This window comes from Nocardia sp. NPDC020380, assembly GCF_044386975.1.
Classification (GTDB): domain Bacteria; phylum Actinomycetota; class Actinomycetes; order Mycobacteriales; family Mycobacteriaceae; genus Nocardia.
The window spans coordinates 59,046-82,112 of the sequence record NZ_JBIRVQ010000019.1 but is presented as its reverse complement, the minus strand read 5'-3'; the positions used below and the strand labels follow the sequence as shown (position 1 = coordinate 82,112).

Below are 23,067 nucleotides of genomic sequence, written 5' to 3'. Positions count from 1 at the left end.
ACAAGCGAAGGCCGGCCGTCATCGTCACCGATACTGCGACGACAGATGTGAAGCCAAGCTGTACTACGAACAAGCAGTCCGGGGGCTCGGTCGTGGCCGCGCTGTGCGTTGGAATATCTGGCGCAGCCGCGGGTAAAGGCACGACCGTGGACCGTCTCTGCACGGTTCGGAAAACATCTGAAGAACGGGTCGCTCTCGGCGACAATCGGAGCCATGAATCTGGGGGGACACAACGTCAATCGCCGCGGCCTGAGTCTGGACGCGGTCCACTGGCATCTTGTCCGCGAGGATGCCCAACGAACTGCGGTATCCACGCGTGCTGGTGCGGTGCTGAGCGCCAACACCCTCGTCATCGCCGGAACAGCTCTCGCCTTCTCACTGAAAGGGCTTAAACCCCTGAGTGCTTGGGTCCTTGCTCCAGCGCTTGGGGCACTCGTCCTGGTCGGAAGTTCCGTTGTGTATGCGACGCAGGCACTTGTGATGCTGCGGAGTACAGAACGGCGATTCAGTGAGCCGCGTACCGCCGCGTCGACCCTCTACAGTCTTTCCCGGATCAGCGAGCATTGGACGACTTTCGAAGACTTCCGGGCAGCGATCGCCGATCAGTCTCCAGAGCAGGAGATGAGAGGCGCGCTCGACGAGCTCTGGCGGAGTTCGCATCTGCACCTGTACCGGTACCGCAAGCTCCGCAAGGCCACGTGGCTCCTGCTCATAGCGATCGGCATGCTCCTGACTACAGTTCTCTCGGCCGCACTGTCGTACTGATGGACAGGCGGGTGTTTTCGCCTTGACTCCGTGACGGCTGGTCGCTCAACGCGTCGCGTCGCGCGGCCGGGATCCGCTGGTCGCCCGCGAAGACCTAATGCCGGTGCGCGAAGATCAATCCCATGCCGATCGCTGGGCTAGCAGATCGGGGAATTCGGTTTGCAATACACAGAACTCGTTCCCCCAGGGATCGAGCATCACCCAGAAGTCGTAGCCACGTTCGCATTGATGGTCGTGACGAACCGCGCCGAGTGCCTCAAGCCGACGTACCTCCGCCTCGACGTCATCAGTCTCGATGTCCGGGTGCATCGGTGCCTTCGACTGTTTGTAGTCCGCGGTGGCTTGGAGCAGTATCCGGACCTCCGAGTCGGGCAGTCTCAGACGTCGGTAGACATGACGGCTTTCAGGATTGACCGGCTCCTCGATCGCATCGAGGGCTGCGCTCCAGAACACGGTGGCTTGGTCGAGATCATCTACGTCAATAACGAAGTGGCACAGTCTACTTCGATGACTCATTGCCGTCCTGCTTGTTGGGTGGGATGGGCAGGCCATAGGCGGGGCAAGCCTTTTCCTGATCGTTGCTACGTGAACGTCCAAGGCTAATTCCATTGGCATGCATCGTAACCGGCGCGCCGACTGCTCACTGTGCTGCTAGCGTCGGGGCTGTGGGGATTTCCAGTGATTTCGGCGGCAGCAGGTGTGTGCAGCGCCAGGCCCGCCGACGCAGGTGCAGCTAGTGGTGAACCATGACGAGATGGCCATTGCGGTAGAAGCGCTCCGTGGCGTGGGACCGGTGGAGTTGGCGCTTCGGACCGATAAGCTGGCGCGCGAGTATCCCTTCGGTGTGGAGCCTCAATTCGTCATCGACACAACCGATCCCGATGACCCGGCGCTGGTGTTGTGCGACCGCTATTGGGGGTTGCGGTTAAGGACGGACCCTCGGATCGAGGTTGCGGCCGACTGTGCCGGCTGGGTGGCCGAGAATGTGGTGGCAGACCGTCGCGGCATCGTCGAAAGATGGGGGCTTGGTCATGGTTTCGTGACCTGTGACCAGGTCGAGTCACCGGAGCTGGTCGCTGCCGTCGAAGCCGACATCCTCGCGATGACCGACCGGCTGGGCGCCATGCACGCGGCCCTGTACCACGCGGGCAAACTGCGTGCGAACTCCGACGGCGCGGCGCTGCATCGTTTCCTCGAGTCGTCGCGGCTCGTCGCCGCGGTCGGTCACGACGACCCGCTGATCGTCGCATTGCGGTCGTTTGCGGCCTTCGTCGACCGACGCTTCACCACTGACTATGCGCTCACGGAATTCGAGACAGCGTGGACCGCGTGGAACGACGGTCGTGCTGGCCGCGCGGTCGTGGACTTGGCACTCAACGGGCTCGCTCGCGCGGACAGATTCGACGGCCAGGCCGAGCTTCTGGCTGGTCGCGCGCAAGTTGTGCTCGGCCGTTACCGCGACGACCACATCTTCCACGCACGACTCGCACACGGACTACACCTTCTCGGTGATCCCGTCCGGGCGCTGCTCCACATCGACGAGGCATTGAAGCTGCTGCCGGCGAACGGCTGGCGCACGAGCCATGATCTGCTGGCGCAGCAGTACGCACTACTCCGCGACGACATCCTCATGAACTATCCACGCTAACGAGGTCCTCAGCGCTGCATCGGATTTCATTCATCGCAGCACATCGCATCGGCCCGAACCGTAGATTTCAAGCGTTACATTTCCACCGCAGCAGGCTCCGTGGCAGTTTTGTTTTCCGCGCAGAAGGAGAGACGGCCTTGAGCAGTGACCTTGTGATCCTGTCGTGCCGAGGCCATCTTGAGGGTTCTCGGCTTCTCGACGGCCAGACTGCCGATAGTAGGGTCGCTCTCGCGCCCAACACGAGCAATCACTTTTCCGGCACAACGTGGTGCCGCACCATTAACAACGGCATTTGGACGCTCCAGTGTCTCGGTCACATTCCTGGCGATAGCTTCCTGGATGGTCGCACCAGCGATGGCTCTGTAGGACTAGCGCCGCATACAGCAAGCCCTTACACGGGAACGCACTGGCGCGCATCGCGCAACGGGCCTGGGTCCTGGGTGCTTGAGTGCCAAGGAAGCGTGCCCGGGCCTCGCCTCTTGGATGGTCGTACCGCGAGCGGAACCGTGGGACTAGCACCAAACTCCCGCGAGCCGTATACCGGAACCGCTTGGGAAGTGATCGTCATCGCGCCGTCGGCGGCGTCATCGCCCGGGAACCGACAGAGCAAACTCTCAAGTGACCATGCCGAACGCATTGCTTGGGCAAATGTCGCGATCCGGACGGGTCGTCTCGCGCTGGACTACCTCCAGTTTCATTGGACGTGAGTACCGGCGCGTCCGCGACCAGGCTGTTCTCTGTCAACGTCGGTCGAATCGTGACCCGTTCTGTTCGGTCGAATCCGGACCCACCCTTGGTTGATTAGTCGTTGGTCTTGGCCGCGGGGACGCGGCCGAGGTCTCGGTCCTTGAGCCGGTAGCTGTCTCCCTTCATCGAGATCACCTCGGCGTGGTGGACGAGGCGGTCGATCATGGCGGCGGCGACTACGTCGTCGCCGAACACTTCTCCCCAACGCCCGAAGGGCTTGTTGCTGGTGACGATCAGACTGGCCCGTTCGTAGCGGGACGAGACGAGCTGGAAGAACAGGTTCGCGGCCTCGGATTCGAAAGGGATATAGCCGACTTCGTCCACGATGATCAACGGGATCCGGCCGAGCTTTATCAGCTCTGCCTGCAGTTTTCCGGCGTGATGAGACTCAGCCAGCCGAGAAACCCATTCCGCGGCGGTGGCGAACGCAACGCGATGTCCGGCCTGACAGGCCCGGATTCCAAGCCCGATCGAGAGGTGGGTTTTGCCGGTTCCTGGCGGGCCGAGGAACACGACGTTCTCCTTGGCGGTGATGAAGTCCAAGGTGCCCAAGTGGGTGATGGTGTCGCGTTTGAGAGAGCGTTGGTGGTCGAAGTCGAACTCCTCCAATGACTTTCGGGAGGGAAATCTTGCGCCGCGGATGCGGCCCTCACCGCCATGGGATTCACGGGCAGAGACCTCGCGCTGCAGGCAAGCTGCGAGGAATTCTTCGTGGCTCCAGTTCTCGGCGCGGGCGCGCTCGGCCAGCCGCTCGACCGCGTTGCCGAGGGTCGGAGCCTTGAGAGCTCGTGCGAGATAGGCGATTTCGGAGGCGACGTTGCGTGATCCGTTCGTGCCGGCCTTGGTGGCCATCAGGCGATTCCCTCGCTGCTGCTCGCCTCGTCGAGGTCGAACATGCGGTCGTAGTCGGAGAGGTTTCGGTGCTCGACATCGGTGTCGATCGCGGGGACCGCGACCAGGCGCCGAGCGTTGCGCAGGTCGGCGGCCGCGGCTGCGTGGTCAGGATCGGTCAGGGTTTGGTGATCGGCCCAACACCGTTGATGCCGAGCTAGTTCGGCGCCGGCCAAGGTGATCACCACCTGGTCGAGATCGGCGCGGACTTCGATGCGGCGGCCGATCGCGGCTGGATGCACCGAGTAGTCGTTGGAGTCCAGGCGGACGTAATGATCACGGGGAAGCCGGGTGGTGAACCGCCATCCGACCACCGGATCGACCGGCGGCAACTCGAGCATCGATCGCCGGTCGGCTTCCCAACGATCGACCGGCCGACACTCCAACCGGCGATGGTGACGCTGGTTGGCCTTGATCAGCCAGGCTGCGAGCTGAGCATTGAAATCGATTGGGCTGGTGAAGATTCGGCCGGGCAGGAACGAGGTCTCCAAATAGCCGTTGGCCCGCTCCACGAGCCCTTTGGACGACGTCGTCAACTACACCCGCTTCCCACGATCGGGTGCCGAAAGTCCGGGTGACCCATCGGTTCCACCCGTTGTTCGGGCGCGAGTTCGAGTTCGTGGAGCATCGCCTGAACTGGGGCGAGGACCGCGTCAGCATGCGCGACCAGGATGGCCGGTTGTTCTCCCTGCCAGCAGGCTGGACCGACGTCGTGGCACCGGATCCGTTCGTGGTCATCGCCGAGGGACGCTGCCCGTTCACCATGAGCGCTCTGCTGGAACTGGCCTCTCTGATCGATCGGGTCCGCACCCAACCCGGCCCGGATCCAGCCGTCAATCCGATTACGCCGTAGACGTCAAGAAGATTACGCCGCAGTGGCAGCTCGGAAACTGAGCAGTCTTGATTGAAAGCCACACTGCCACAGCAATATTCCCCACAGTATGTTTCCCGGTTCCCTGGACGCCGCAGTCGACTGTCGGCAAAATCTGTCTGACTGATCGGCGACGGAAATGACCGACGAGGCGAGGACGCATGGCGCGGCAGAGTTCGACCGAAGATCCGAAGATCGGCGAGTTGCGGGCGACGCGGTCGCTGAACCCGCATCCGCAAGCGGTGACCGACGAAGCGTTCTGCGGGAACGAGTTCTTCGACGCCCGTGATGTGGTGCAGGTCAAGTACGAGATGGTGCGCCGGGTACGCGTCGATGCGGTGCCGGTCACCGAGTCGGCGGCGGCGTTCGGGTATTCGCGGCAGTCCTATTACGAGGCCGCCGCCGCCCTCGACGCCGCTGGCCTCGACGGGCTGGCCCCGGCCAAACCCGGGCCCCGCGGCGGTCACAAGCTCACTGCCGAGGTCTGCGTCTTCGCCCAGGAGCTGCTCGACGGTGACCCGGCGTTGCGGGCCAAGGACCTGGTGGTGCCGATCGAGGACCGTTTCGGGGTGCGGGTGCATCCCCGATCGATCGAACGAGCACTCGCCCGATTTCGCGGAAGCACCGACGAAACAGGCTGACCTGCAACCGATCCCGACACCGGACGAGCCAGCTGCGGAGCCGGTCCCGGCTGCGGGCGGGCTGGACCACCGTTACGAACAGTTGCGCCACGCCGCCCTGACCGCGCGAGCCGAGGCGTTTCCCCTCGGGTTCGGCATCCTCACCCGACGCGGGCTACTCGCGTGGCGCAACGCGGTGACCCGAGCCACGGCCGCCGCCCGCCCCGCGCCGCGGCACCCGTCCACGGCTGCCGCGACTGTGTCGACGACGGCGGCCGTCACCGCCGAACTCATCGACGCGCTGGCGGGCCTGGCGCTCACCGGAACCTGAATTCTGTTTTCTTCCAACCACTCTCATGCCCCATCTGCTGTCGCCGACTGGGGCGGGAAGGAGCATGCCCATGTTCGTCGAGGCCGCAGCGACCAAGGTGACCGCCATGCACCTGAGCAAGGACGCGCTGTTGTATGTCCGCCAGTCCACCCTCAAACAGGTACTGCATCACACCGAATCCGCGCACCGCCAATACGATCTGCGCGGTCGGGCGATCGCGCTGGGCTGGGCCTCCGACCAGGTCCAGGTCATCGATGTCGACCAGGGCCTATCAGGGGCCAGCGCCGCGGACCGGGAAGGGTTCCAGCACCTGGTCGCCGAAGTGTCCCTCGGCCGGGCCGGGATCGTGCTCGGCCTGGAATGCTCGCGGCTGGCCCGCAACTCCGCCGACTGGCACCAACTCCTCGAACTCTGCGCGATGACCGGCACCCTGATCTGTGACGAGGACGGTCTCTACGACCCTCGGGATTTCAACGACCGGCTGCTGCTGGGTATGAAAGGCCAGATGTCGGAGGCCGAACTGCATTTCATCAAGGCGCGGCTGCGCGGCGGGGTCCTGTCCAAGGCCCGCCGCGGGGAGTTGATCACCCCGCTACCGGTCGGACTCGTCCACGACGGCACCGACCGAGTCGTGCTCGACCCCGACCAGGCCGTGCAGCAGGCGCTGCGCATGCTGTTCGACACCTTCACCGCGACCGGATCGGCTACGGCCTGCGTCAAAGCGTTCCGCGCCGCGGGCTTGTCGTTCCCGTGGCGGCACCAGAAAGGCCCCCGCAAGGGAGAGTTGGACTGGAAGCCCCTGCAACACCACGCCGTGCTGAGGGTGCTGCACAACCCCCGCTACGCCGGCGCGTTCACCTACGGCCGTCACGGCCGCCGCCCCGGCTCAGCGACCGGATCGTCGGTGAAACTACCACGCGAGCAATGGATTTCGTTCATCCCCGATGTTCATCCCGGCTACATCACCCTCGTCCAGTTCGACGCCAACCAGGCTCGCCTGACCGCCAACGCCGCCGCCCACGGCCGCGACCGCGTCGCCGGGCCACCCCGCGAAGGTGTCGCGCTGCTACAGGGCATGATCGCCTGCGGGCGCTGCGGCAAACGCATGACCGTGCGGTATCACCGCCGCCGAGGCCGCGACTTCCCCACCTACGTCTGTCAACGCGACGGCATCGAAACCGCCCAGCCGATCTGCGCCGTCATCCCCGGCGCCGACCTCGACACCCGCATCGGGCAACTGCTCATCGACACCCTCACCCCGCTGGCCGTCGAAGCAGCCCTGGCCGTGTCCGCCGAACTCGAACAACGCGCCGACGACGCCGACCGACTACGCGCAGCCCACGTCGAACGCGCCCAATACCTCGCCGACCTCGCCCGACGCCGCTACCTGGCCGTCGACCCCACCAACCGGCTCGTCGCCGACACCCTCGAAGCCGACTGGAACACCGCGCTACGCGAACTCAACACTGCCCAACGCGATTACGACACCGCCACCGCCGCCCAGACCGGGCAACTCACCGACGCCCAACGAGCCCGCATCCACCAACTGGTCACCGACCTGCCCGCCATCTGGAACGACCCCGACACCCCGGCACGCGAACGCAAACGCATCGCGCGGCTGCTGCTGTCCGACGCCACCGTCTCCCGCGACCGCGACACCATCACCGCCCACATCCGCTTCCCCGCCGGCACCGACACCACCCTCACCATGCCCGTCCCGAAAACCGGACCCGAAGCCCGCCGCACCCCCACCGAGACCGTCACCCTCATCGACGAACTGCTCGACCACCACATCAGCGGCGAGATCGCCACCATCCTCAACCAGCGCGGAATGCGCTCCGGGACCGGAGAACCGTTCCACCACAAGATAATCGACCACATCATCCGCGCCTACCGGCTACGCTCCCGCCGCCAAAGACTACGCGACCAAGGCATGCTCACCCCCGCCGAAATGGCCGCCCACCTCGGGATCGCACTGTCCACCCTGAAGTACTGGCGACGCACCGGAATCATCGCCGCGGTCACCTACAACGACAAAGGCGAAAACCTCTACCCGCCACCGAATCCGGACAACCCACTCGACCGACCCCGCATCGGCCGACCACCCACCCAACAGCCCTGACCAGCATCAACAGCAACAACCATCGAATCACGCGAGAAAGGTGCAGTATGCAACCCGAGGTTTCGCCTCCGGGTCGCGAGGCCGGCACTGGATCACTCTGATCCCCAGCGATCCGCGGAACGCGTTCATCGTCTCGGTCAGCTGCGGTTTGCCGCCGCGCCACTGCCCGACTGCGGACTCGTTGTCCCACACCAATGTTCGCGGAACCCGCCCCCATCCGGAGATCAACGCCCAATGCCCGGCCAGCAGGTCCGGGCTCTGACGCGTCGGGATCATCGTCGCGGTGATGATCCGCGAATAGCCCGACACCATCACCAAAACCGGAGGCCGACCGACATGCCCGAACCCCAACGGGATGTCCGCGGGCGGGAACCACAGATCGCACTGCGCGAGCTCGCCGGGCTGATATTCAGTGCGCGATGCTGGATCCACCGGCTGGAACAACGGCCGCAACTGCTGCACCCGCTCGAAGAACACCGTCCGGCCGCGTTGCCAGCCAACACGTTCCATGATCACCGTCGTCGGCATGCCCGGAAACTCCGCCAGCAACGCCCGGATCTGCGGCTCGAACTCGTCCACCGCGGACCCGCCCGGCTTGCGCTGATACTGCGGCGGCGCATGCGACGCCAGCGCCTTCTTGACCGTGTTCTTCGAGACCTTCATCTGCCGAGCGATGGCCCGAATCGCCATCCCCTCAGCGCGATGCAACCGGCGAATCTCCGCCCAGTCCTCCACGTTCAGCACCTCATGATCGTTCACAGGTGGGTCAGAATTCACCCGGAATCAGAGGGTCAGTATTCAGCCGGACGCGACATTCTCGTGATCCGCCGGTTCTGCGACGACACTCGGATGGAACAGTTGGCCCTCGACAACGCGATCGGACGTTGCGGGACTGCAGAATTCGCGGGCGCTCGCCCGCTGGCAGCTGTCGGATCGTGTATGTGCGGATCTGGGTGGTGCGTGGCACGGCAATCCCGCTCGCGTTAGTGCGGATTTGGTTGACTGGCCTCCGCGATGCGGTCCTGGACCAGGTGTACTGAGTGTTGGATGGCGGGTGTGGCGCGGCGAATGAATCGCGAGACGACCGTGTCGGGTCCGTAGCGCGCGAGGATCTCGTTGATCCTCGCGTCGGCGGTTGTGGGATCGCCATCCGGTGTGGTGGTCATATCGCAGTACACCAGGGCAGCGACCAGCAGCTCGTCGTTCAGTATCGGGAACGCTCCTTCCAACTCGCCACGCAGTCCGCGTTCCTCGGCTTCGAGGAGGGCGAAAGAGTGGTTTGCCACCAGCTGCACGATCCGAGGGTCCAAGTCTGGTGCTGCGTCACGCAGGAATCGTGCGCCGTCGAGCGGATGGAAGCCGGTGTGAGCCAGTCGCGGTGCGTATCCGATGTCGTGAAGCCACGCGGCCGCGACCAGAAGATCTCCGCGGCCACCGATGTGGCGCAGACTCTCCGCAGCGCGTGCGACGCCCTGGCTATGGTTCCATCGCCGTGGCAGGGCTTGAGCGAGTTCGGCTTGAGTCAGTTGTCGTGCGGTGTCGATCTGTTGATGGTGGTTGCCATTGACGCTCCAGGGGTCAGTGCCTACGGCGGCTGGCGTGAAATCGATGGTCACGTTCGATCAGTCGGGCGATATCGGTGCAGGCGTCCTGGTCAAGTGGGGTCGGAGGAATCTGGACGATGACCTCGATGAGGAGAGCAGGATCTGTTCCGACGAAATCAACTGCCGAACTGGCAGATTCGACAATCTGTGCCTGTTCGTGCATCAGCATCACTGCGGTCCGTACCCGAATTCGGTGCCCGTTGCGGTGCAGCCAGCCCTCCAGATCGCTAGCGATGTCGTTGACCTGGCGCGGCCAGCTGCGGCCGGCACTGTCGACCGCCCACTCCGATTCGTACACCTGGCCGCGCGCGCTGAGACGTCTGTACCACCATTGATCGCCCACAGCATGCAGCTGAACTCGCCGCCGCTTGACCTCGATAGCCCAGACTCCCTGCGGACCGACAAGCACGCCGTCCGTCTCGCCGCGACGATTACGGTATCCGCGCAACAGAACCCACTCGTTGGCCAGGCCGGACAAACCCCATGCGAGCAGTTCCTCGCCGTATACGCCCGCGTTCTGCTGCTGAACCCGGTTGTAGGCGTCCTGCGCGTTGGATTCCGACAAAGCGACTTGCCGGGTGGCCCCGTCTACACGATCCTGCGCGTCCCGCTCCTGCACAGAGGATAGGGCGAGCATCCGCCTCCACAATGGCTTCGCGCGGCGTGCCGCCAGCAACTCATCGCACGCCTGGTCGTAATAGCTCTGCCAGGCGGCGTGATTCATCGACGCATTCTCTAGTTGCTGTCCGGCGACCTGTAGTTGGTCTCTCCCGTGGTCGGACAGAACCTTGACCAGCATGTCGACGACTCCTCCCAATGCCCCGCCGTGTCAAGAATGCCCGATCAGGCGCGAGTGCCACCGCCGATTGAGGGGTCAGCTGGTGCCGATGCATACTCGCGGCTGGCGACGAGCGGAAGGCTCGGACGTTTGCGATCCGGCTCCCTCGTGACTGTTGTTGTGGTGGACTGGATCTCGTGACGAGCGAGTTCGATCGTCGATGGAACGATCTGAAGATCTTGACGGACGCGATCGGGCACTTCGAGGCGGATCCCCATCTGGTGCATCACTACTGGCGTAGCCGTGGCGACGGCGAGGTTGTCTTCTTACGGTTCCCCGGTCGACAGGTGCTGCACGTGCTCGGCCGTGGCGTGGTCGCTGCGGAATGTCTTCGTCTGCTCGCTGATTCGGCCGTCAAGGACTGGCGGCTACAGCCAATGGCCGAGGGGGCCACACCGCTGCAGCCCATGGCCGCCGAATTTCATCGACTCACCGGAACGGTTCATGAGTTCAACATGCTGATGCGCGCCGGATTCACCACAGTCGAGGAACTCGCAGCCACCCCCGACGGGTGCTTGCGTTCGCTGCCCAACAGCGGGGCCATGCCTCTGGCCCGCATCCGCGAGTTCCTGACGTGGTGGCGGGGATCCCTGCCGCAAGAGGTCGCCGAGATGCCTGGGACGATGAAGTCCCTCCTACGCAGCAGCGCGAAAAGTCTTGACGGCCAGGGCATCTTGGCTATCTGCGGATTCCCCGCCTCCGGGAAGTCGACCGCGGCACAGTTCGTCGCCTCCATTACTGACGCCAGTGTGCTGGACAAAGATGATTTCGCGCCGACGCTGGAACAAGCGGTGATGGCGCGCCTGACGGAGAATCCGTTCGACCGCGACAGTCAGGACTACAAGACAGTGGTCGCCCCAGGCATCTACGAGGGTCTGGTTCGTGTCGGCTTCACAATCGCGCGCCAACACCCGATTGTCTTGGATGCACCGTTCCTATCCCTCATTCATCAGGCTGCGAAGGCGGAAATTCCGCTGGGCGAGCACCTCCGGAGATTGTCTGGGGCAAGCAGCCCGAGTCCCGTGGTGACCGTGTGGATGGACTGTTCCTCGGCTGAGATCCGTTCGCGGATGACCGCTCGCGGCGAAGCACGTGACGCACCCAAACTGGCTGACTGGGATACCTACCAGTCAGCCGTCTTGGACGGCAACCTTCGTGAAATCGCCCACTCCGTAGTCGATCTGGTCATTCCGTCCGAGCCGACGGACTTCGATCCGGTCGTTGTGACCGCCGTCTGAGGTGACACTAGAGCGGTGCGAGTGCGACGTCTGGAATCCGGTATAGAGCTGTCGGCAACTGCGGCCGCGGATCATCTGCTCTCGTCGAGTATCGAGCCGCACGAGCACACCGTGGCGTGGGCCAGTACCGACGGCAGTGTCGCTTTTGGGGGATCCGATGAGGGTCCTGGTCTGGTCGACTGGCTAACGGTGATCGGTCCCGGCGCATCGGAGCTGTTGCTGTACGCCTTGGCTGAGTTGCCCAGCCGACCAGAGGGGATCTCGGTACCTAGGGGAACAGATCTGGGCGGTATCAGGCTCGGAGAGTACGAGCAGTGGGATCAGATGGTGAGAGGCTCGGAGGTGGGGACTTTGGCACTGGTGCCCGGCGAAGAGCGCGTTGTGGCGATGACAACAAGTCCGGCTGGTGACGGCGAAATCATTGAACTGCTCACCCGTGCCAACCCGACGCACTCGGTGCATCCCGGCGACGCGGGAATCGAGGTATGGGCGAGAGTCCGTGACAGCGCGGGTGTTCTGGTGGGGTGCGGGGCCTACTGCCGCCGGATCGGCGGCGCTGGCTGGCTGGGTTCCGTCGCGACCCTACCCTCGGCCCGAGGGCAGAGCATCGGCGTCGCGGTCAGTGCTTGGCTGACGCGGCGCTCACTCGCGGCGCGCGATCAACTATGCGCGCTGCACCACTGGCATCCGAACCACCCCGCCCGCCGTATCTATCGACGCCTGGGGTACACGACGACTCATCGAATGATGAGCGGGAAATGGCCGGGCGAAGGTAAGAACGCGTCCGGAACAAGCGGACACGGCATCGGGTGAGAGCGACGCGCGAGCGTGGTGGGTGAACGGAGAGGGCGCAGATGTCTGACCTTGTAGTGCTGATGATCGATATGCAGAACGGATACATTTCGCCTGATCGGGTGCGCGATGTTCTCGGGTGGCCGCCGATCTGGCGACTGGACGAGGTGGTCGCGGAATGTGCGGACCTGCTCGATGCTGCCCGCGATTCTGGTGTGCCCGTGGTGTATTCACGGCAAGTCAGTAGTACGGCCGGATTGCTGGCCGCGAACCCACGGGCCGCCCGGCATTGGCGTACCCGTCATGATCGGCTACCAGAACTCTCCGTGGAGGAACAGCAATGGCGCGGCGAGCTGCTGGATGCGGTCGCGCCGCGACCGGGAGATCTCGTACTCGAGAAAACACGGCACAATTTCTTTGCCTACACCGAGCTCGGTCCGATTTTGAGAAGCATGGGGGCACAAAGACTTCTGGTTGCTGGACTGCAGACCAACGTGTGCATCGAGGCGACCGTGCGCGGCGCGTTGGAGCACAATCTGGACGTTGCTGTCGCTGAGGATGCGGTGTCCACTGACGGTCCGGCACTGCACTTTGCCGCGTTGAATTCGATGCGGGTCCTGTACGTCGAAGTCGCACCGTGGCGCGAGCTCCTAGCCGAAGGCGCCCCATGGGATCGCGCTTACACCACCCCGAACTACGGACGTGACTCTTCGTACTGGGATGAAGCAGTGGTGAATATCGCACCATGATGATGCCTTCAGGGGCTTGGATGAACCGAAGTCGTTGACCCACTCTGAGGCTTCTCGCCGTTGCGGCTTTGCGCTGATCACAGTCGTCTACGGCGTCGAGTGGTCGAGGGCGGATTTGGCTTTCGACGCGCACGGGTGGGTTTGGGTCTGCTTCGAGTCGACGTCGTAGGAGGAGTGCCGGCTGGGGGCGAGGTGATCGGGTGGTCGATCGCTGCCGGGGATAGTTTTCGCGCAGCGCTGGTGGGTAGCTTCTGTCGCGCTTGTTCTACGCGGCGGCGCATTTCGCGCGCGAACTCGACCAGTTGCTGATCGCAGTAGGGGTAATCAGGTATGGGCCGGAGTTCATCGGTGTACGGCAGATCGGTGAGTGTTCTGAAAGGTTTGGCTTCGCTGGTGATATCGGTGTCTGTGACTCCGAGGTCGGAGAGGTGCTGGCGGATCCAGTTGTCGGCGCGGTCTCGAAGTTCGCGTGCGGGATCGGGTACCAGCAGCAGTGATGCGCCGAGGTCGCTGTAGTTGTCGGTGCTGATGGCCGCGATCAGAGTGTTGGTGTCGAGGCCGTGGGCGTCGGCGAGCGCGATGGTTTCCTGTAGAGCTGGCCAGTGTCTCGAATTGCCGGCCGACCGGTACAGCACGGCGGGCAGAGCGATGTACAGGCACCGGTCGGTGTGCTGGTTGGCGAGTTCCCGCACGTAGTGGTGATAATCCGCGCGCATCCTCTCCAGCCGTTCAGGGCTGCTGGGAGGCCAATTGGAGGGGGCTGCGGTGTTGCTGTCGCAATATGGCGGTGCCGCAAGGGTTTCAGCGGCGTTGGCTTGTGCGATGAGCGCATGAGGGTCGTATATGTCTATTGAGCACAGCGTTTCGGCGTTTGCGACGCATGTGGCAGGGGGGAAGATCTCGGAGGTCGGGATGGGGCCGGGGTTGTTGTCTTCGTTGGACTGGGCAGGAGCAGGGCACGGGGAGGGCGGGGTAGGAAGGACCGTCTCTGCATTGGGACCGATGAGACGTCGGTGCAGTTCGTGTGCGTAGTCGGCGAGATCGATGTCGGCACCGGGCCACGATGTGGGCACTGGTGCCCACGGGCCGGAGTAGGGCGCATCACGCAAAGCGCGGAAGCGTTTCGCGGCCGGCGTGGTGAGGACAGGCAATGTGTTGAGGCGGGCGACGAGGTCGGTCAGGGCTTGCGGGCTTGCGGTCGTGAGGGTCTCGACGGGTGCGACGGCCAGCGGGTTAGGGATCGGGGCGAGGCGTTGTTGGATCCAGCGGTCGGCGCGGGCACGCAGCACCGCGGCGGTGTCGCGGGCGTTGGCCAGTGATTCTCCGAGGTCTTCGTAATTGTTGGTGGCGATGGCGGTGACGAGTTCGTCGGTGTCGAGGTGGTGGGCGTCGGCTAGTGCGATGGTGTCGAGCAGGTCCTGATAGTTCGGGGACTGTTTGGCTTCGTGGAAGAACATGGCGGGAAGTGCTCGGTCGAGCAGATATTGGCCGCGGGCATCGGACAGTAGCTGGATGGCGTGGCGGTAGTTGGTGCGGATGCGTCGGTCGGCGGCGGCTTGTTCTTCGCGCATGATGTCGGTGGCGGAGCGGTTTTCGTCCTCGCGGGCCAGGACACGGGCGAAGCAGCGGAAGGGTTCTTGGGGGTCGTCGGGTTGCACGTCGCCGGAGATGTCGATGAGGGCATCGGTGGCCAGGAAGATCTGGTTGAGTTCGGAGCCGCGGGTGAGGCCGACGTAGGCCAGTGCTCGGCCGAGGGTGTCGTCGAGCAGGGTGTAGGCGTGGCGGACGGTGATCCCTTCTGCGCGATGGATCGTGGTGGCATAGCCGAGTTCGACCTCGGTGGCGATGTAGTCCGGTGGCAGGGTGACGTGTCCGCGGTGACCGATACCGGTGGCGGTGATCGAGCCATCGGTGTGGATGCGGCGGATGCGCCACAGATCGCCGTTTTCGACCTGAGTGTTGTGGCGGTGGCCACCGATTATCTTGAAGTCGGGTCTGTTGCGGCGGGTGACGATGGTGTCGCCGCAGTGTCCGGTGTTGCGGTCGGACAAAGTGATTCGGCCGCGATCGGCGCGGACACGGCCGGCGGTGAGGTGAATGGCTTGGGCGGCGGTGTTGAGTGCGGAGACGTTGACCAGGGTCGCGGCGATCATGACCGAGGGGATTCCGGCGTCGGTGTCGGCCATGTGCGCCGACAGAATGTGGGCCCGTAACTGTTCGGTGAGGCCGTGGGTGATGCGGGCGTGGCTGTCGTAGAACTCCCACGCCTGCTTGGCTTTCCCGACTCGGACGGCCAGGGTGGCTTCAGCTTCCTCGGGATCGGCGAAGCGCACCAGCTGGGAAAGGGACGGGGCGCGGTTGTCGTGAGCAAGGGTGCGCATGATGCCGCCGGATTCGACGGCAGAGAGCTGTTCGGGATCGCCCACACAGCGGATGACCGCGCCGCCGGTGGTGGCCAGGCGCAGCAGGGCGTCGAGGTCGAAGGTGGCGGCCATGGCCGCTTCATCGACGAGCAGCATGGCGCCGGGCGTGATGCCGGTGGGCACGCCGAAGGCATCCTGGGCGAGCAGTTTGTGGATGGTGCGGGCCGGGACACCGAGCCTGGCCGACAACTCGCGTGCGGCCGAGGCCGAGGGTGCCAGCGCGATGACATCGCGGCCGCTGTCACGCCACGCGGTGGCGACTGCCTTCATCGCGGTGGTCTTGCCGCTGCCGGCGGGACCGATGGCGACCGCGAGTTGGGTTGTGGCCGTGCACAGATACTGTGCGATGGCCCGCTGGCCAGGGTTGAGAACCCGGTCGTCGTCGCGCTGCATCCGGCGGATCGTCTTGTCGACTGCGCGCGTGGTGAGGGCCTCGGTGTTCGGGGTGCGGGCGGCGGTGAGGAGCCTGGTTTCGGCATCGAGGACGGTGCGACTGGTCCAGCGTGCGGTGGCAGTGGCGGTGAAGATGCTCTCGCCGGACGCGCGGGCCATCGCGGCTGGAACGGGATCGGGGTCGACGGTCAGCAGTATCGAATGCTGATCGCGCACCGCGATAGTGACGGCCTCGACCGCTGCGCGGTGCGCGTCGTCGCTGGGGAAATCGCAGAGCCCGACTCGATCTTCGACCGCGGAGCGGATATTGGCCTCGGTCCAGGTCGGGCGCCGTCGCGCGACGGTCTCGGCGACCTCGGTGGCGATCGCGACCGGATCGTAGATCGCCCGGCGCGCCACGAAGACGGCGGCATCGATGCGGTCGAGCACCGTATCGTCCGGATCCGACGCCAGCCGTTTCGACAGAACTCGGGCAGCATCGGCAGCAGCTTGGGGCGTTTCGAAATGAAACCGGGTGAGCTGCGCGGAGATGGCTTGCTGTCTCTGTTGCGGTGTGGCGGCCAGCAATGCTTCGGCCCCGCCGAGCTCGACACCGATCGCGACGACGGCGTCGTCAAATTCGAACGCCCTCGCCTGAGGATGGTTGTGCTCCCAGAGCAGTTGGTCGACGAACTGCTGCCCGCTTCGGTCGGGTCCGAACAGGCACCGGTAGCGGGCGTCCCATTCGGCGATCATCGACCGCAGTGTTTTGGGCAGCGGTTTGCCCACGCGGGTGTCGAGGGTGGCCTGCTGAGCCAACTTGTATTGGGTGATCTTGCTGGGGGTGTGGCCGTGGGCGGCGCGGTAGTCGGCGACGATCTGCTCGAATCGGGCGACAATCCGGTCGCGGCGCGAGAATTCCGCGATCAGGTCATCGCCGACGCCGAGTACTTCCTGGACGGGTTCTTTGCCGCGACCATGACTGCGTTCTTCGAACCGTAACCCCATGCGCCGCTTCAACTTCCCCACGATGGTCGCGTTGTAGCGGCACGACAGCGAGACCGCCGCGGCGTGCAAGGCGCGCGCATCCAACGCCGACCACTTGCCATCGGAGCCCAGTACCTTGCCCGACAGCACCGCGTGCGTGTGCGGATTCGGATCGCCGGCCCGGTTGTCGAAATGCGTGAACGCCGCGATGATCAGCCCGGTCGCGTCGATCTGCATTACCCCGTCCGCGCCGCGCCGGGTCACCGCGTACCGGGATTCGGCGAACTCCAACACTTCTCGCACTGCTTCGACGTGGTACTGCCAGATCCTGCGGCGTACCGCGTCCGAGCCGAGTCCCCACAAGATGCTGATCGATTTCTGCGGCGTGAACACGCAGTCGAACCCAGCCACCGCCTTCCTGGTGCCCGCCTTCTCGTCGGCGAGCGCCTGCTCGATCTCGGCGCGCGTCGGAGGACGACCCAACGCATCGGTGAGATGTTCCCGGGCCGCATCGGTGCGCAGGATCGTGCGTTCGTCCCAATCGGGGCGGCGGCGCTGGCTAGCCGTGAACTCGGCGATCAGGCGGTCGGTGATGTCCCGAATCGGCGAGGGCTCAGTGGAGAATTCGTAGAACATTCGCCCGATCCGAGCCGCCTCGAGAGCCTGCTTCACTGTTTTACCGTTCGCAATGGCAGCCGCAATAATCGCATCGGCATCGGGGTGTAACCCCTCGCCGAACAATGCCTGCATCTGCGCTTCTGTCACCATTCCTGACAGGCCGAGCGAGGCCGCGCCGCGACCCATCCACACACCCGGCGGGGTACCGTGCTCGGTGTAATAGGCGGTGAGGTCCCGAGTGCGGTCTCGCAACCGATCGCCGGTGGCAACCTGCCTGGTCAGGTACAGATAGCCATCGCCTGCATGGAGCGGGTGAAGGGTCATCACCCTATCGAAGATAGCGCCGGAATCGAATCCGGAAAAGACATTACCCGCCAGTAGCATTGGAAATGCAAGAGGTGTAAATGGGGGAGGATGAGAGCCCATATGGGATGTAATGGGCGCGGTTCTGGAAGGTTGATTGAATGGGGGCTGGAATGGAATTCTGGAATTAAGTGAAGAGGTGAGGAAAATTGAATGAGCGCGTGAGCCGAGAACCGGCGCAGCACGCTCACTGGACGCGAAGGGAGCATCGCGATGACTGAGAGAGTGAATGCGCGCAAGTGGGCGCGGGAGGTGACAGCGCGGTTGCTGGCTGAGCGGGCGAGCGTGCTGCGGGAGAACGAAACCGATCTGACGGAGTTCCGCAAGCAACACGGCCGATGGGAACGCGCGGCGCATCGACGGGAGGCGGCGATCGCCGCAGTGAATGCCCGCTATCAACAGAGTGAGACCGAAGCCGAAGTCTGCGCAGGGGCCGCACTGAGTCGGCTACACGAGCGGGGGTTGGGGGAAGCGGAGCTGCGCGAGATCACAGGGCTGAGCGCCGGACGAGTACGCCGACTACTGCGCATCGCAGAGCAACACGGGTCCGTAGTCGGAACGCAAAGCGGAGGGGTGGATTCACCGGTGGGAGTCGTCGTAGATGAGAGTGGAACGGGGGATCAGGCGTCGCAGTCCGGGCAGGCTGAACACACGCAGCGCCAGACGCGAGTCCCAGACGCCGTGTTTGAACGCCCACGCCCAGTGACCGATCAGCCAGATGAGGAAGCCGAGCGCGAGCTCGGACAATCTGCCCGGGATCGCGCGGGCGGGTATGAGGACGATCGCGAGTAGTGAGTCGAAGATGATGAAGAACCCGATCAAGCGGGCGAGCAGGGGAAAGACGCAGTACAGCAACATCATCAGCAGTATGGCAATTGCGGCAAGCCAGATCAGGCCCATCGGACTACTCCTTCCAACAACGCGGCGGGCATGGAGCATGGTGTTTCCATTGCACGTCGGTACCTGCCGGTAGACATCGGGATCGGGGGAACTGGATTCGATCAAGAGCGGGTGGTGCGGGGAGGCCGGTCGTAGAAGCGGGCCTGACCGATGAGCCGCTCCTCATGCGCGCAGTAGACATGGGCGTTGACCGCATCGAGCAGATCGTCACGAGCCTGAATGAGTTCGTGCATTTGCTGTGCGAGTGCTCGGTTCTCGGACTCGACAGCTCGCAGATGCGCAGACAGGAACAAGACCAGCGCCGTGCAGATACCGAGATCGCACCCGGCAACAGGGCAACGATTGTGGCCCGAAGCGGCTGGCATGCGAGGGGCCGGGGTGTGGTGGGCAGGCATAATGGCCACCTCCGAACGGAATTGGGGCCCGGACCGAACCCGCCCGCGATCGCCACGGGCGGGTTCGGTCGGAGCGTTGGGGCAGAAAGGCCCCGGGGTAGGAGCGGCGAGTGATTAGAAGTCGGGCTGGTCACCGACTCCGGCACCGACAAGGGCAGGCTTGCCGCGGCGGGCGGGCTGCATCTTCTTCGCCGGTGCCTTCTTCGTCACCGGCGTGGTCGCGTGAGGGTCGTCGTCCAACTCGACCGGGGCGGCGTCCTCGCGTTCATCGACGAGGACCGCAACGGTGACGAACCGCAGTGATACGGAGATTTCGTCGACCATTACCTCGTCGATCCAGTGGGTGATCCCGTTTTGGTCGTCGTACTTGCGCTGGCGCAGCCGACCGGTGACGTGCACGCGCATGCCCTTGGCGAGGCTGGCCGCGGTGTGATCGGCCATCTCGCCCCAGACCGAGCAGCGCATGAACATTGTTGCGCCGTCGCGCCATTCGCCCGAGGCGCGATCGAAGACACGCGAGTTCTGTGCGACGGTGAGATTGGCGACGGTCTGGCCGCTAGGCAACAGTTTGTGCTCCGGATCAGCGCAGAGGTTGCCGATAACGGTGACGATGAGTTCTCCAGCCATGACGATGCACTCCTTGAGACGAAGGGAAAGAGCGAGAGACAGACCGCCGTGTTCCTCCGGAATCCCGATACGGAGAAATCCCGTGATCGGGTGGTGCCCCGGAGGGCTGGCGATCTGCGGCTCCGCCATCAGGGGTGGGCCGGGCTGGCGGGGGTTCTGCGGCGCGCAATGGGGATCGCCGCGCGCTTTTTGCGGCGATCCCCATTGGGTGACGCAGGTTCATCGGTGAGCCCGGCCCACCCCTGATCCCCTTGGGGCAGATCGCCGGGACTCCGGGACGCGCCCGATGACCCACATACCTCATCTGCCCCTCGTTGCTGGACGGAACAGGTTAGGCCAGCAGCGTGCTCAGGCTGGGGCGGCCGCACGCCTGACTACACGTCGCGGCGGTGTCTCGACTGCTTGTCTGAAAACTCGTCGATGCCCGGCATGCGACGCCGCGCGGGGGACTCCCATTTTCTCTTCCCTCAAAGTCGAGTAGGGGAACATGGATCGAGCAGCAGAACACCGACGGGAAGGAAGTTCGATGGCGACAGGAACCGTGAAGTGGTTCAACGCGGACAAGGGATTCGGATTCATTTCTCAGGACGACGGCGGGCCGGACGTCTTCGTGCACTTCTCTGCGGTTCAGAGCTCCGGTTTCAAATCCCTTACGGACAATGACAGGGTCGAATACGACCTGGTGCAAGGGGCGAAAGGGCCACAGGCCGAGAACGTTGTGGTCCTCGAACAGTAGGTCGAACGGCAACCACGGAACAGGGTTGATCCGCGCTTCTGAGCCTGAGATTTGACCTCCGTGTGACGAGTCCTTCTCGATAGATATGGTGGGAGGGTCCCGGGCAGGTAAGGACTGCCCGGGACCCTTTGCTGAGTTATGCCGCGGCTGGGGTCGCCCAGCGCTCCATCTGTTCGCCGGTGATGGCTTCCACGAGTGCGGAGACGATGATTTCGGCGGCGGGCGGGGTGACCGCATTGCCGTACTGGCGTACCCGTTCACGCTTGTTGCCCAACACGACGTAGTCGCGTCCGAATGCCATGGCCAAACCGATTTCCGGCGGCTCCAACATGCGGAATCGCACGTCCTCGATATCGATCGCTCCGAAGGTGTCGGGATTGACCAGAGCGAAACGATCGTGGGTGGACACTGTGGAGACTGGTCTGCCGATTGGGCGGGCTTGGCCGGTGCCGTAGTAGGGCATGAGCAGGGACTGGCGTACCTGTTCGGGCAACTGGTCGGGGGTGACCAGGCCGTGGTGATTGCCGCTCGCGGTGACGGTCGCCAGCGTCTCTCGAGTCGATCGGGCGTCGGATGCCCCGCCCCGCAGTTCGGCGATGAACGGGATGAAGGCGACTCCTGTTTCGGCGCGGGTGGTCTGGGTGCGCAGCGGGAGGCTTGCCGGTACCGCTTCCTTGCCCTCGCGGCCTTCACACGGCACGACGAGGGCATGGTTGCTGCCGTCGGCGACGATGGTGGCCAGCGGGTCGGACAGGGCCACGGTTCGGGCTCGGTCGGACCGCAGCAGCGCCAGGAACGGGGCCGGGATGGCCAGGGCGTCGTTGTCGCGGGTGGTGCGTGCGCTGAACGGTTGGGTGACCGGACTGGCCGTGTCGCGCCAGGTGCCTCCTGCGGGGACCGTGAGCGGAATGGCGTAGCGCTGCAACCCTGTTCGGATCCTGGCCATTGTCTTCTCGGCGAGCGGGCGGTCGCGGTCACCGATGCGCTGGCCGGGCATCGACCAATCGATGACGCTCGCGGCCGGGGCAGCGGGTGGCTCCAGAATGGTGTTGCGGCAGCTGGTGTGAGGGCATCGGTAGAGGTATTGCTGGCGATAACGTCCCATGTCCGCGCCCGGGGTCTTGAATACCTGTAGGGCGGGGACCCATTCGTCGCAGCTGGGGCAATACGCGATCGGGCGCAGCCATTTCGACCAGTCCGGTGTCCGGCCCAGCTTCTTGTCCCAGTACGCGACGTAGAGCCGGTCGCGGGACTGAGGCGCGACCGGTGTGCGTGAGGGTTGGGCGTGCATGCTGTTGATCGCGATGACATGTGTCTCGTAGCCGAGTTCGCGGATCGAAGCCAGCCAGTGTGGCCACTTGTCCCATTGCCGGACCTCGACCACGTTTTCCACCACCCCGGCGCGAATCCGTCCGCCGCGTGCGATCACTGCGCGCAGGTAGAGGGGGATCTCTTCCATGAGGGCGCGGCTGCGGTCGGCTTCCTCGTCGCGGGGAGTATCGAACAGGTCGCCCTGCATGGTGGCGTCGTAATCGCGCTTCTTGCCCTGTGCGCAACTCCATTGCGGACACTCCGGGGAGGCCCAGAAGATATCCGCGACAGGTAATGTCGCGACCCTGTCTCGGCCGTCGGTGGTGTTGAGGTCGCCGCACCAGTAGTCCGCGGCGGGGAAGTTGAAGCAGAACGATTCGATGGCGCGGTCCCAGTGGTTCGCGCCGAAGAACATGTCGACTCCCGGGATCTGGGCCATCGCCTGCGAGTCGCCACCGGCGCCGCAGAACCACGACATCGCTTTCAGCATTGCTGTTGTCTCCCTTCGCATCTGGAAGCAGTGGGCAGACACGGCGAAGGGCCGGGCAGGTAAGGACTGCCCGGCCCTTCGCCGTGTGGGTATCGAGGTGTGAGTGGCTAGTAGGGGTCGTGGTCGTAGACCGGTAGGACGAGTCCGGGTGGGTAGCCGAGCGCTACCTCGATGGGGTCGGTGAAGATCGGTCCGCCGCCGGCGTAGTTACCACCGTGGGCGGCGTGGAGAATGGCTGGTTTGTCCGGGTCGAGCTCGATCGGTGCCAGGTAGGCGTACTTCCTGGGCGGTCGCCCGCGTTCGGAGCTGTCGCGGTAGGCGATGTGCACTGCCACGGGCGGGGCGTCATCACTGAGCGGTGACAGCCGCCAGAACAAAGTTGGTAGGACCTTGCCGCCGCTGGTCTCGTCGATGAGGCCGACCACGGTGAGCTGATCGTGGCTGGCGGTGATGCCGGTCGTGGTGGCGTTCAATGATCGGTGGACTTCGATGCGCAGGCCGCGTACCTGCGACCAGTGAATGGCGGTCATGGGTGAATTCCTTTCTCGCAGTGCCAGATTGGATTCAGGGGAAGTGGGATCCGGTGATGAATCGGGTGGGGCGACACATCGGGAGGTCGGACGTTATGC

General features: G+C 64.4%; 22 protein-coding genes and 1 pseudogene. 10 read left to right on the top strand and 13 right to left on the bottom strand.

The window, feature by feature from the left end:
- Positions 1-213: 213 nt before the first annotated feature.
- Positions 214-765, top strand: a complete 552-nt coding sequence (locus ACH438_RS39830) for a hypothetical protein (RefSeq protein ID WP_397015209.1) — start codon at positions 214-216, stop codon at positions 763-765.
- A 114-nt stretch (positions 766-879) separates the two neighbouring features.
- Here ACH438_RS39830 and ACH438_RS39825 read toward each other — a convergent pair whose 3' ends face one another.
- Positions 880-1,281 carry a VOC family protein gene (locus ACH438_RS39825; RefSeq protein WP_397015207.1) on the bottom strand — a complete coding sequence of 134 codons (402 nt, stop codon included), beginning with the start codon at positions 1,279-1,281 and terminating at the stop codon, positions 880-882.
- A gap of 223 nt (positions 1,282-1,504) precedes the next feature.
- Here ACH438_RS39825 and ACH438_RS39820 point away from each other — a divergent pair, with 223 nt between their 5' ends.
- Complete coding sequence (locus ACH438_RS39820) at positions 1,505-2,413, top strand: hypothetical protein (protein WP_397015205.1); 909 nt, start codon at positions 1,505-1,507, stop codon at positions 2,411-2,413.
- A gap of 74 nt (positions 2,414-2,487) precedes the next feature.
- On the opposite strand, the gene ACH438_RS39815 is transcribed toward ACH438_RS39820, so the two are convergent.
- The 3 genes and pseudogenes from ACH438_RS39815 to ACH438_RS39805 all read right to left on the bottom strand — a co-directional run.
- A complete protein-coding gene (locus ACH438_RS39815) occupies positions 2,488-2,730 on the bottom strand; it encodes a hypothetical protein (RefSeq protein WP_397015203.1) in 243 nt (80 codons plus the stop codon).
- 484 nt (positions 2,731-3,214) lie between these two features.
- Positions 3,215-4,012, bottom strand: a complete 798-nt coding sequence (gene istB, locus ACH438_RS39810; RefSeq protein ID WP_397015201.1) for an IS21-like element helper ATPase IstB — start codon at positions 4,010-4,012, stop codon at positions 3,215-3,217.
- Positions 4,012-4,572, bottom strand: a pseudogene (locus ACH438_RS39805) (Mu transposase domain-containing protein); the annotation flags it as partial. The pseudogene ACH438_RS39805 and the gene istB, both read right to left, overlap by 1 nt.
- Positions 4,573-4,625: 53 nt before the next feature.
- On the opposite strand from ACH438_RS39805, the gene ACH438_RS39800 reads away from it, so the two are divergent.
- From ACH438_RS39800 to ACH438_RS39785, 4 genes are all read left to right on the top strand, one after another.
- Complete coding sequence (locus ACH438_RS39800; protein WP_397015199.1) at positions 4,626-4,904, top strand: DUF5372 family protein; 279 nt, start codon at positions 4,626-4,628, stop codon at positions 4,902-4,904.
- A gap of 179 nt (positions 4,905-5,083) precedes the next feature.
- A complete protein-coding gene (locus ACH438_RS39795; protein WP_397015197.1) occupies positions 5,084-5,563 on the top strand; it encodes a helix-turn-helix domain-containing protein in 480 nt (159 codons plus the stop codon).
- Positions 5,564-5,645: 82 nt separating this feature from the next.
- The gene (locus tag ACH438_RS39790; RefSeq protein ID WP_397015195.1) at positions 5,646-5,873 is read left to right on the top strand and encodes a hypothetical protein; all 228 of its coding nucleotides are present in this window, start codon (positions 5,646-5,648) and stop codon (positions 5,871-5,873) included.
- A 70-nt stretch (positions 5,874-5,943) separates the two neighbouring features.
- Complete coding sequence (locus tag ACH438_RS39785) at positions 5,944-7,995, top strand: recombinase family protein (RefSeq protein WP_397015193.1); 2,052 nt, start codon at positions 5,944-5,946, stop codon at positions 7,993-7,995.
- A gap of 27 nt (positions 7,996-8,022) precedes the next feature.
- On the opposite strand, the gene ACH438_RS39780 is transcribed toward ACH438_RS39785, so the two are convergent.
- The 3 genes from ACH438_RS39780 to ACH438_RS39770 form a co-directional block, all read right to left on the bottom strand.
- Positions 8,023-8,739: a DDE-type integrase/transposase/recombinase gene (locus ACH438_RS39780; RefSeq protein ID WP_397015191.1), complete on the bottom strand. Its 717-nt coding sequence runs from the start codon at positions 8,737-8,739 to the stop codon at positions 8,023-8,025.
- Positions 8,740-8,978: 239 nt separating this feature from the next.
- The gene (locus tag ACH438_RS39775; RefSeq protein ID WP_397015189.1) at positions 8,979-9,611 is read right to left on the bottom strand and encodes an HD domain-containing protein; all 633 of its coding nucleotides are present in this window, start codon (positions 9,609-9,611) and stop codon (positions 8,979-8,981) included.
- Entirely contained in the window at positions 9,574-10,398 is an 825-nt protein-coding gene (locus ACH438_RS39770; protein ID WP_397015187.1) for a nuclease-related domain-containing protein, read from the bottom strand. The genes ACH438_RS39775 and ACH438_RS39770 overlap by 38 nt, the downstream gene beginning before the upstream one ends.
- A gap of 176 nt (positions 10,399-10,574) precedes the next feature.
- On the opposite strand from ACH438_RS39770, the gene ACH438_RS39765 reads away from it, so the two are divergent.
- From ACH438_RS39765 to ACH438_RS39755, 3 genes are read left to right on the top strand one after another with little or no spacing between them, the layout of a single operon-like run.
- On the top strand, positions 10,575-11,675 hold the full coding sequence (locus tag ACH438_RS39765) for an AAA family ATPase (RefSeq protein WP_397015185.1): 1,101 nt from the start codon (positions 10,575-10,577) through the stop codon (positions 11,673-11,675).
- Between the two features lie 21 nt (positions 11,676-11,696).
- A complete protein-coding gene (locus ACH438_RS39760) occupies positions 11,697-12,488 on the top strand; it encodes a GNAT family N-acetyltransferase (protein WP_397015183.1) in 792 nt (263 codons plus the stop codon).
- A gap of 41 nt (positions 12,489-12,529) precedes the next feature.
- Entirely contained in the window at positions 12,530-13,216 is a 687-nt protein-coding gene (locus ACH438_RS39755) for a cysteine hydrolase family protein (protein ID WP_397015181.1), read from the top strand.
- A gap of 77 nt (positions 13,217-13,293) precedes the next feature.
- Here the strand turns inward: ACH438_RS39755 and mobF are convergent, their stop codons facing one another.
- The 4 genes from mobF to ssb form a co-directional block, all read right to left on the bottom strand.
- The gene (gene mobF, locus ACH438_RS39750) at positions 13,294-18,042 is read right to left on the bottom strand and encodes a MobF family relaxase (RefSeq protein WP_397015179.1); all 4,749 of its coding nucleotides are present in this window, start codon (positions 18,040-18,042) and stop codon (positions 13,294-13,296) included.
- A gap of 516 nt (positions 18,043-18,558) precedes the next feature.
- Positions 18,559-18,879 carry a hypothetical protein gene (locus ACH438_RS39745; RefSeq protein WP_397015177.1) on the bottom strand — a complete coding sequence of 107 codons (321 nt, stop codon included), beginning with the start codon at positions 18,877-18,879 and terminating at the stop codon, positions 18,559-18,561.
- Positions 18,880-18,980: 101 nt separating this feature from the next.
- Entirely contained in the window at positions 18,981-19,112 is a 132-nt protein-coding gene (locus ACH438_RS39740; protein ID WP_397015175.1) for a hypothetical protein, read from the bottom strand.
- Positions 19,113-19,388: 276 nt separating this feature from the next.
- A complete protein-coding gene (gene ssb, locus ACH438_RS39735) occupies positions 19,389-20,030 on the bottom strand; it encodes a single-stranded DNA-binding protein (RefSeq protein ID WP_397015173.1) in 642 nt (213 codons plus the stop codon).
- A gap of 397 nt (positions 20,031-20,427) precedes the next feature.
- Between ssb and ACH438_RS39730 the strand changes: the two genes are divergently transcribed.
- Complete coding sequence (locus tag ACH438_RS39730; RefSeq protein ID WP_397015171.1) at positions 20,428-20,637, top strand: cold-shock protein; 210 nt, start codon at positions 20,428-20,430, stop codon at positions 20,635-20,637.
- 136 nt (positions 20,638-20,773) lie between these two features.
- Here ACH438_RS39730 and ACH438_RS39725 read toward each other — a convergent pair whose 3' ends face one another.
- The gene (locus ACH438_RS39725) at positions 20,774-22,438 is read right to left on the bottom strand and encodes a DNA cytosine methyltransferase (protein WP_397015169.1); all 1,665 of its coding nucleotides are present in this window, start codon (positions 22,436-22,438) and stop codon (positions 20,774-20,776) included.
- Positions 22,439-22,545: 107 nt separating this feature from the next.
- Positions 22,546-22,968 (bottom strand): hypothetical protein, encoded by a 423-nt coding sequence (locus ACH438_RS39720; protein ID WP_397015167.1) that lies wholly within the window; start codon positions 22,966-22,968, stop codon positions 22,546-22,548.
- Positions 22,969-23,067 lie beyond the last annotated feature (99 nt).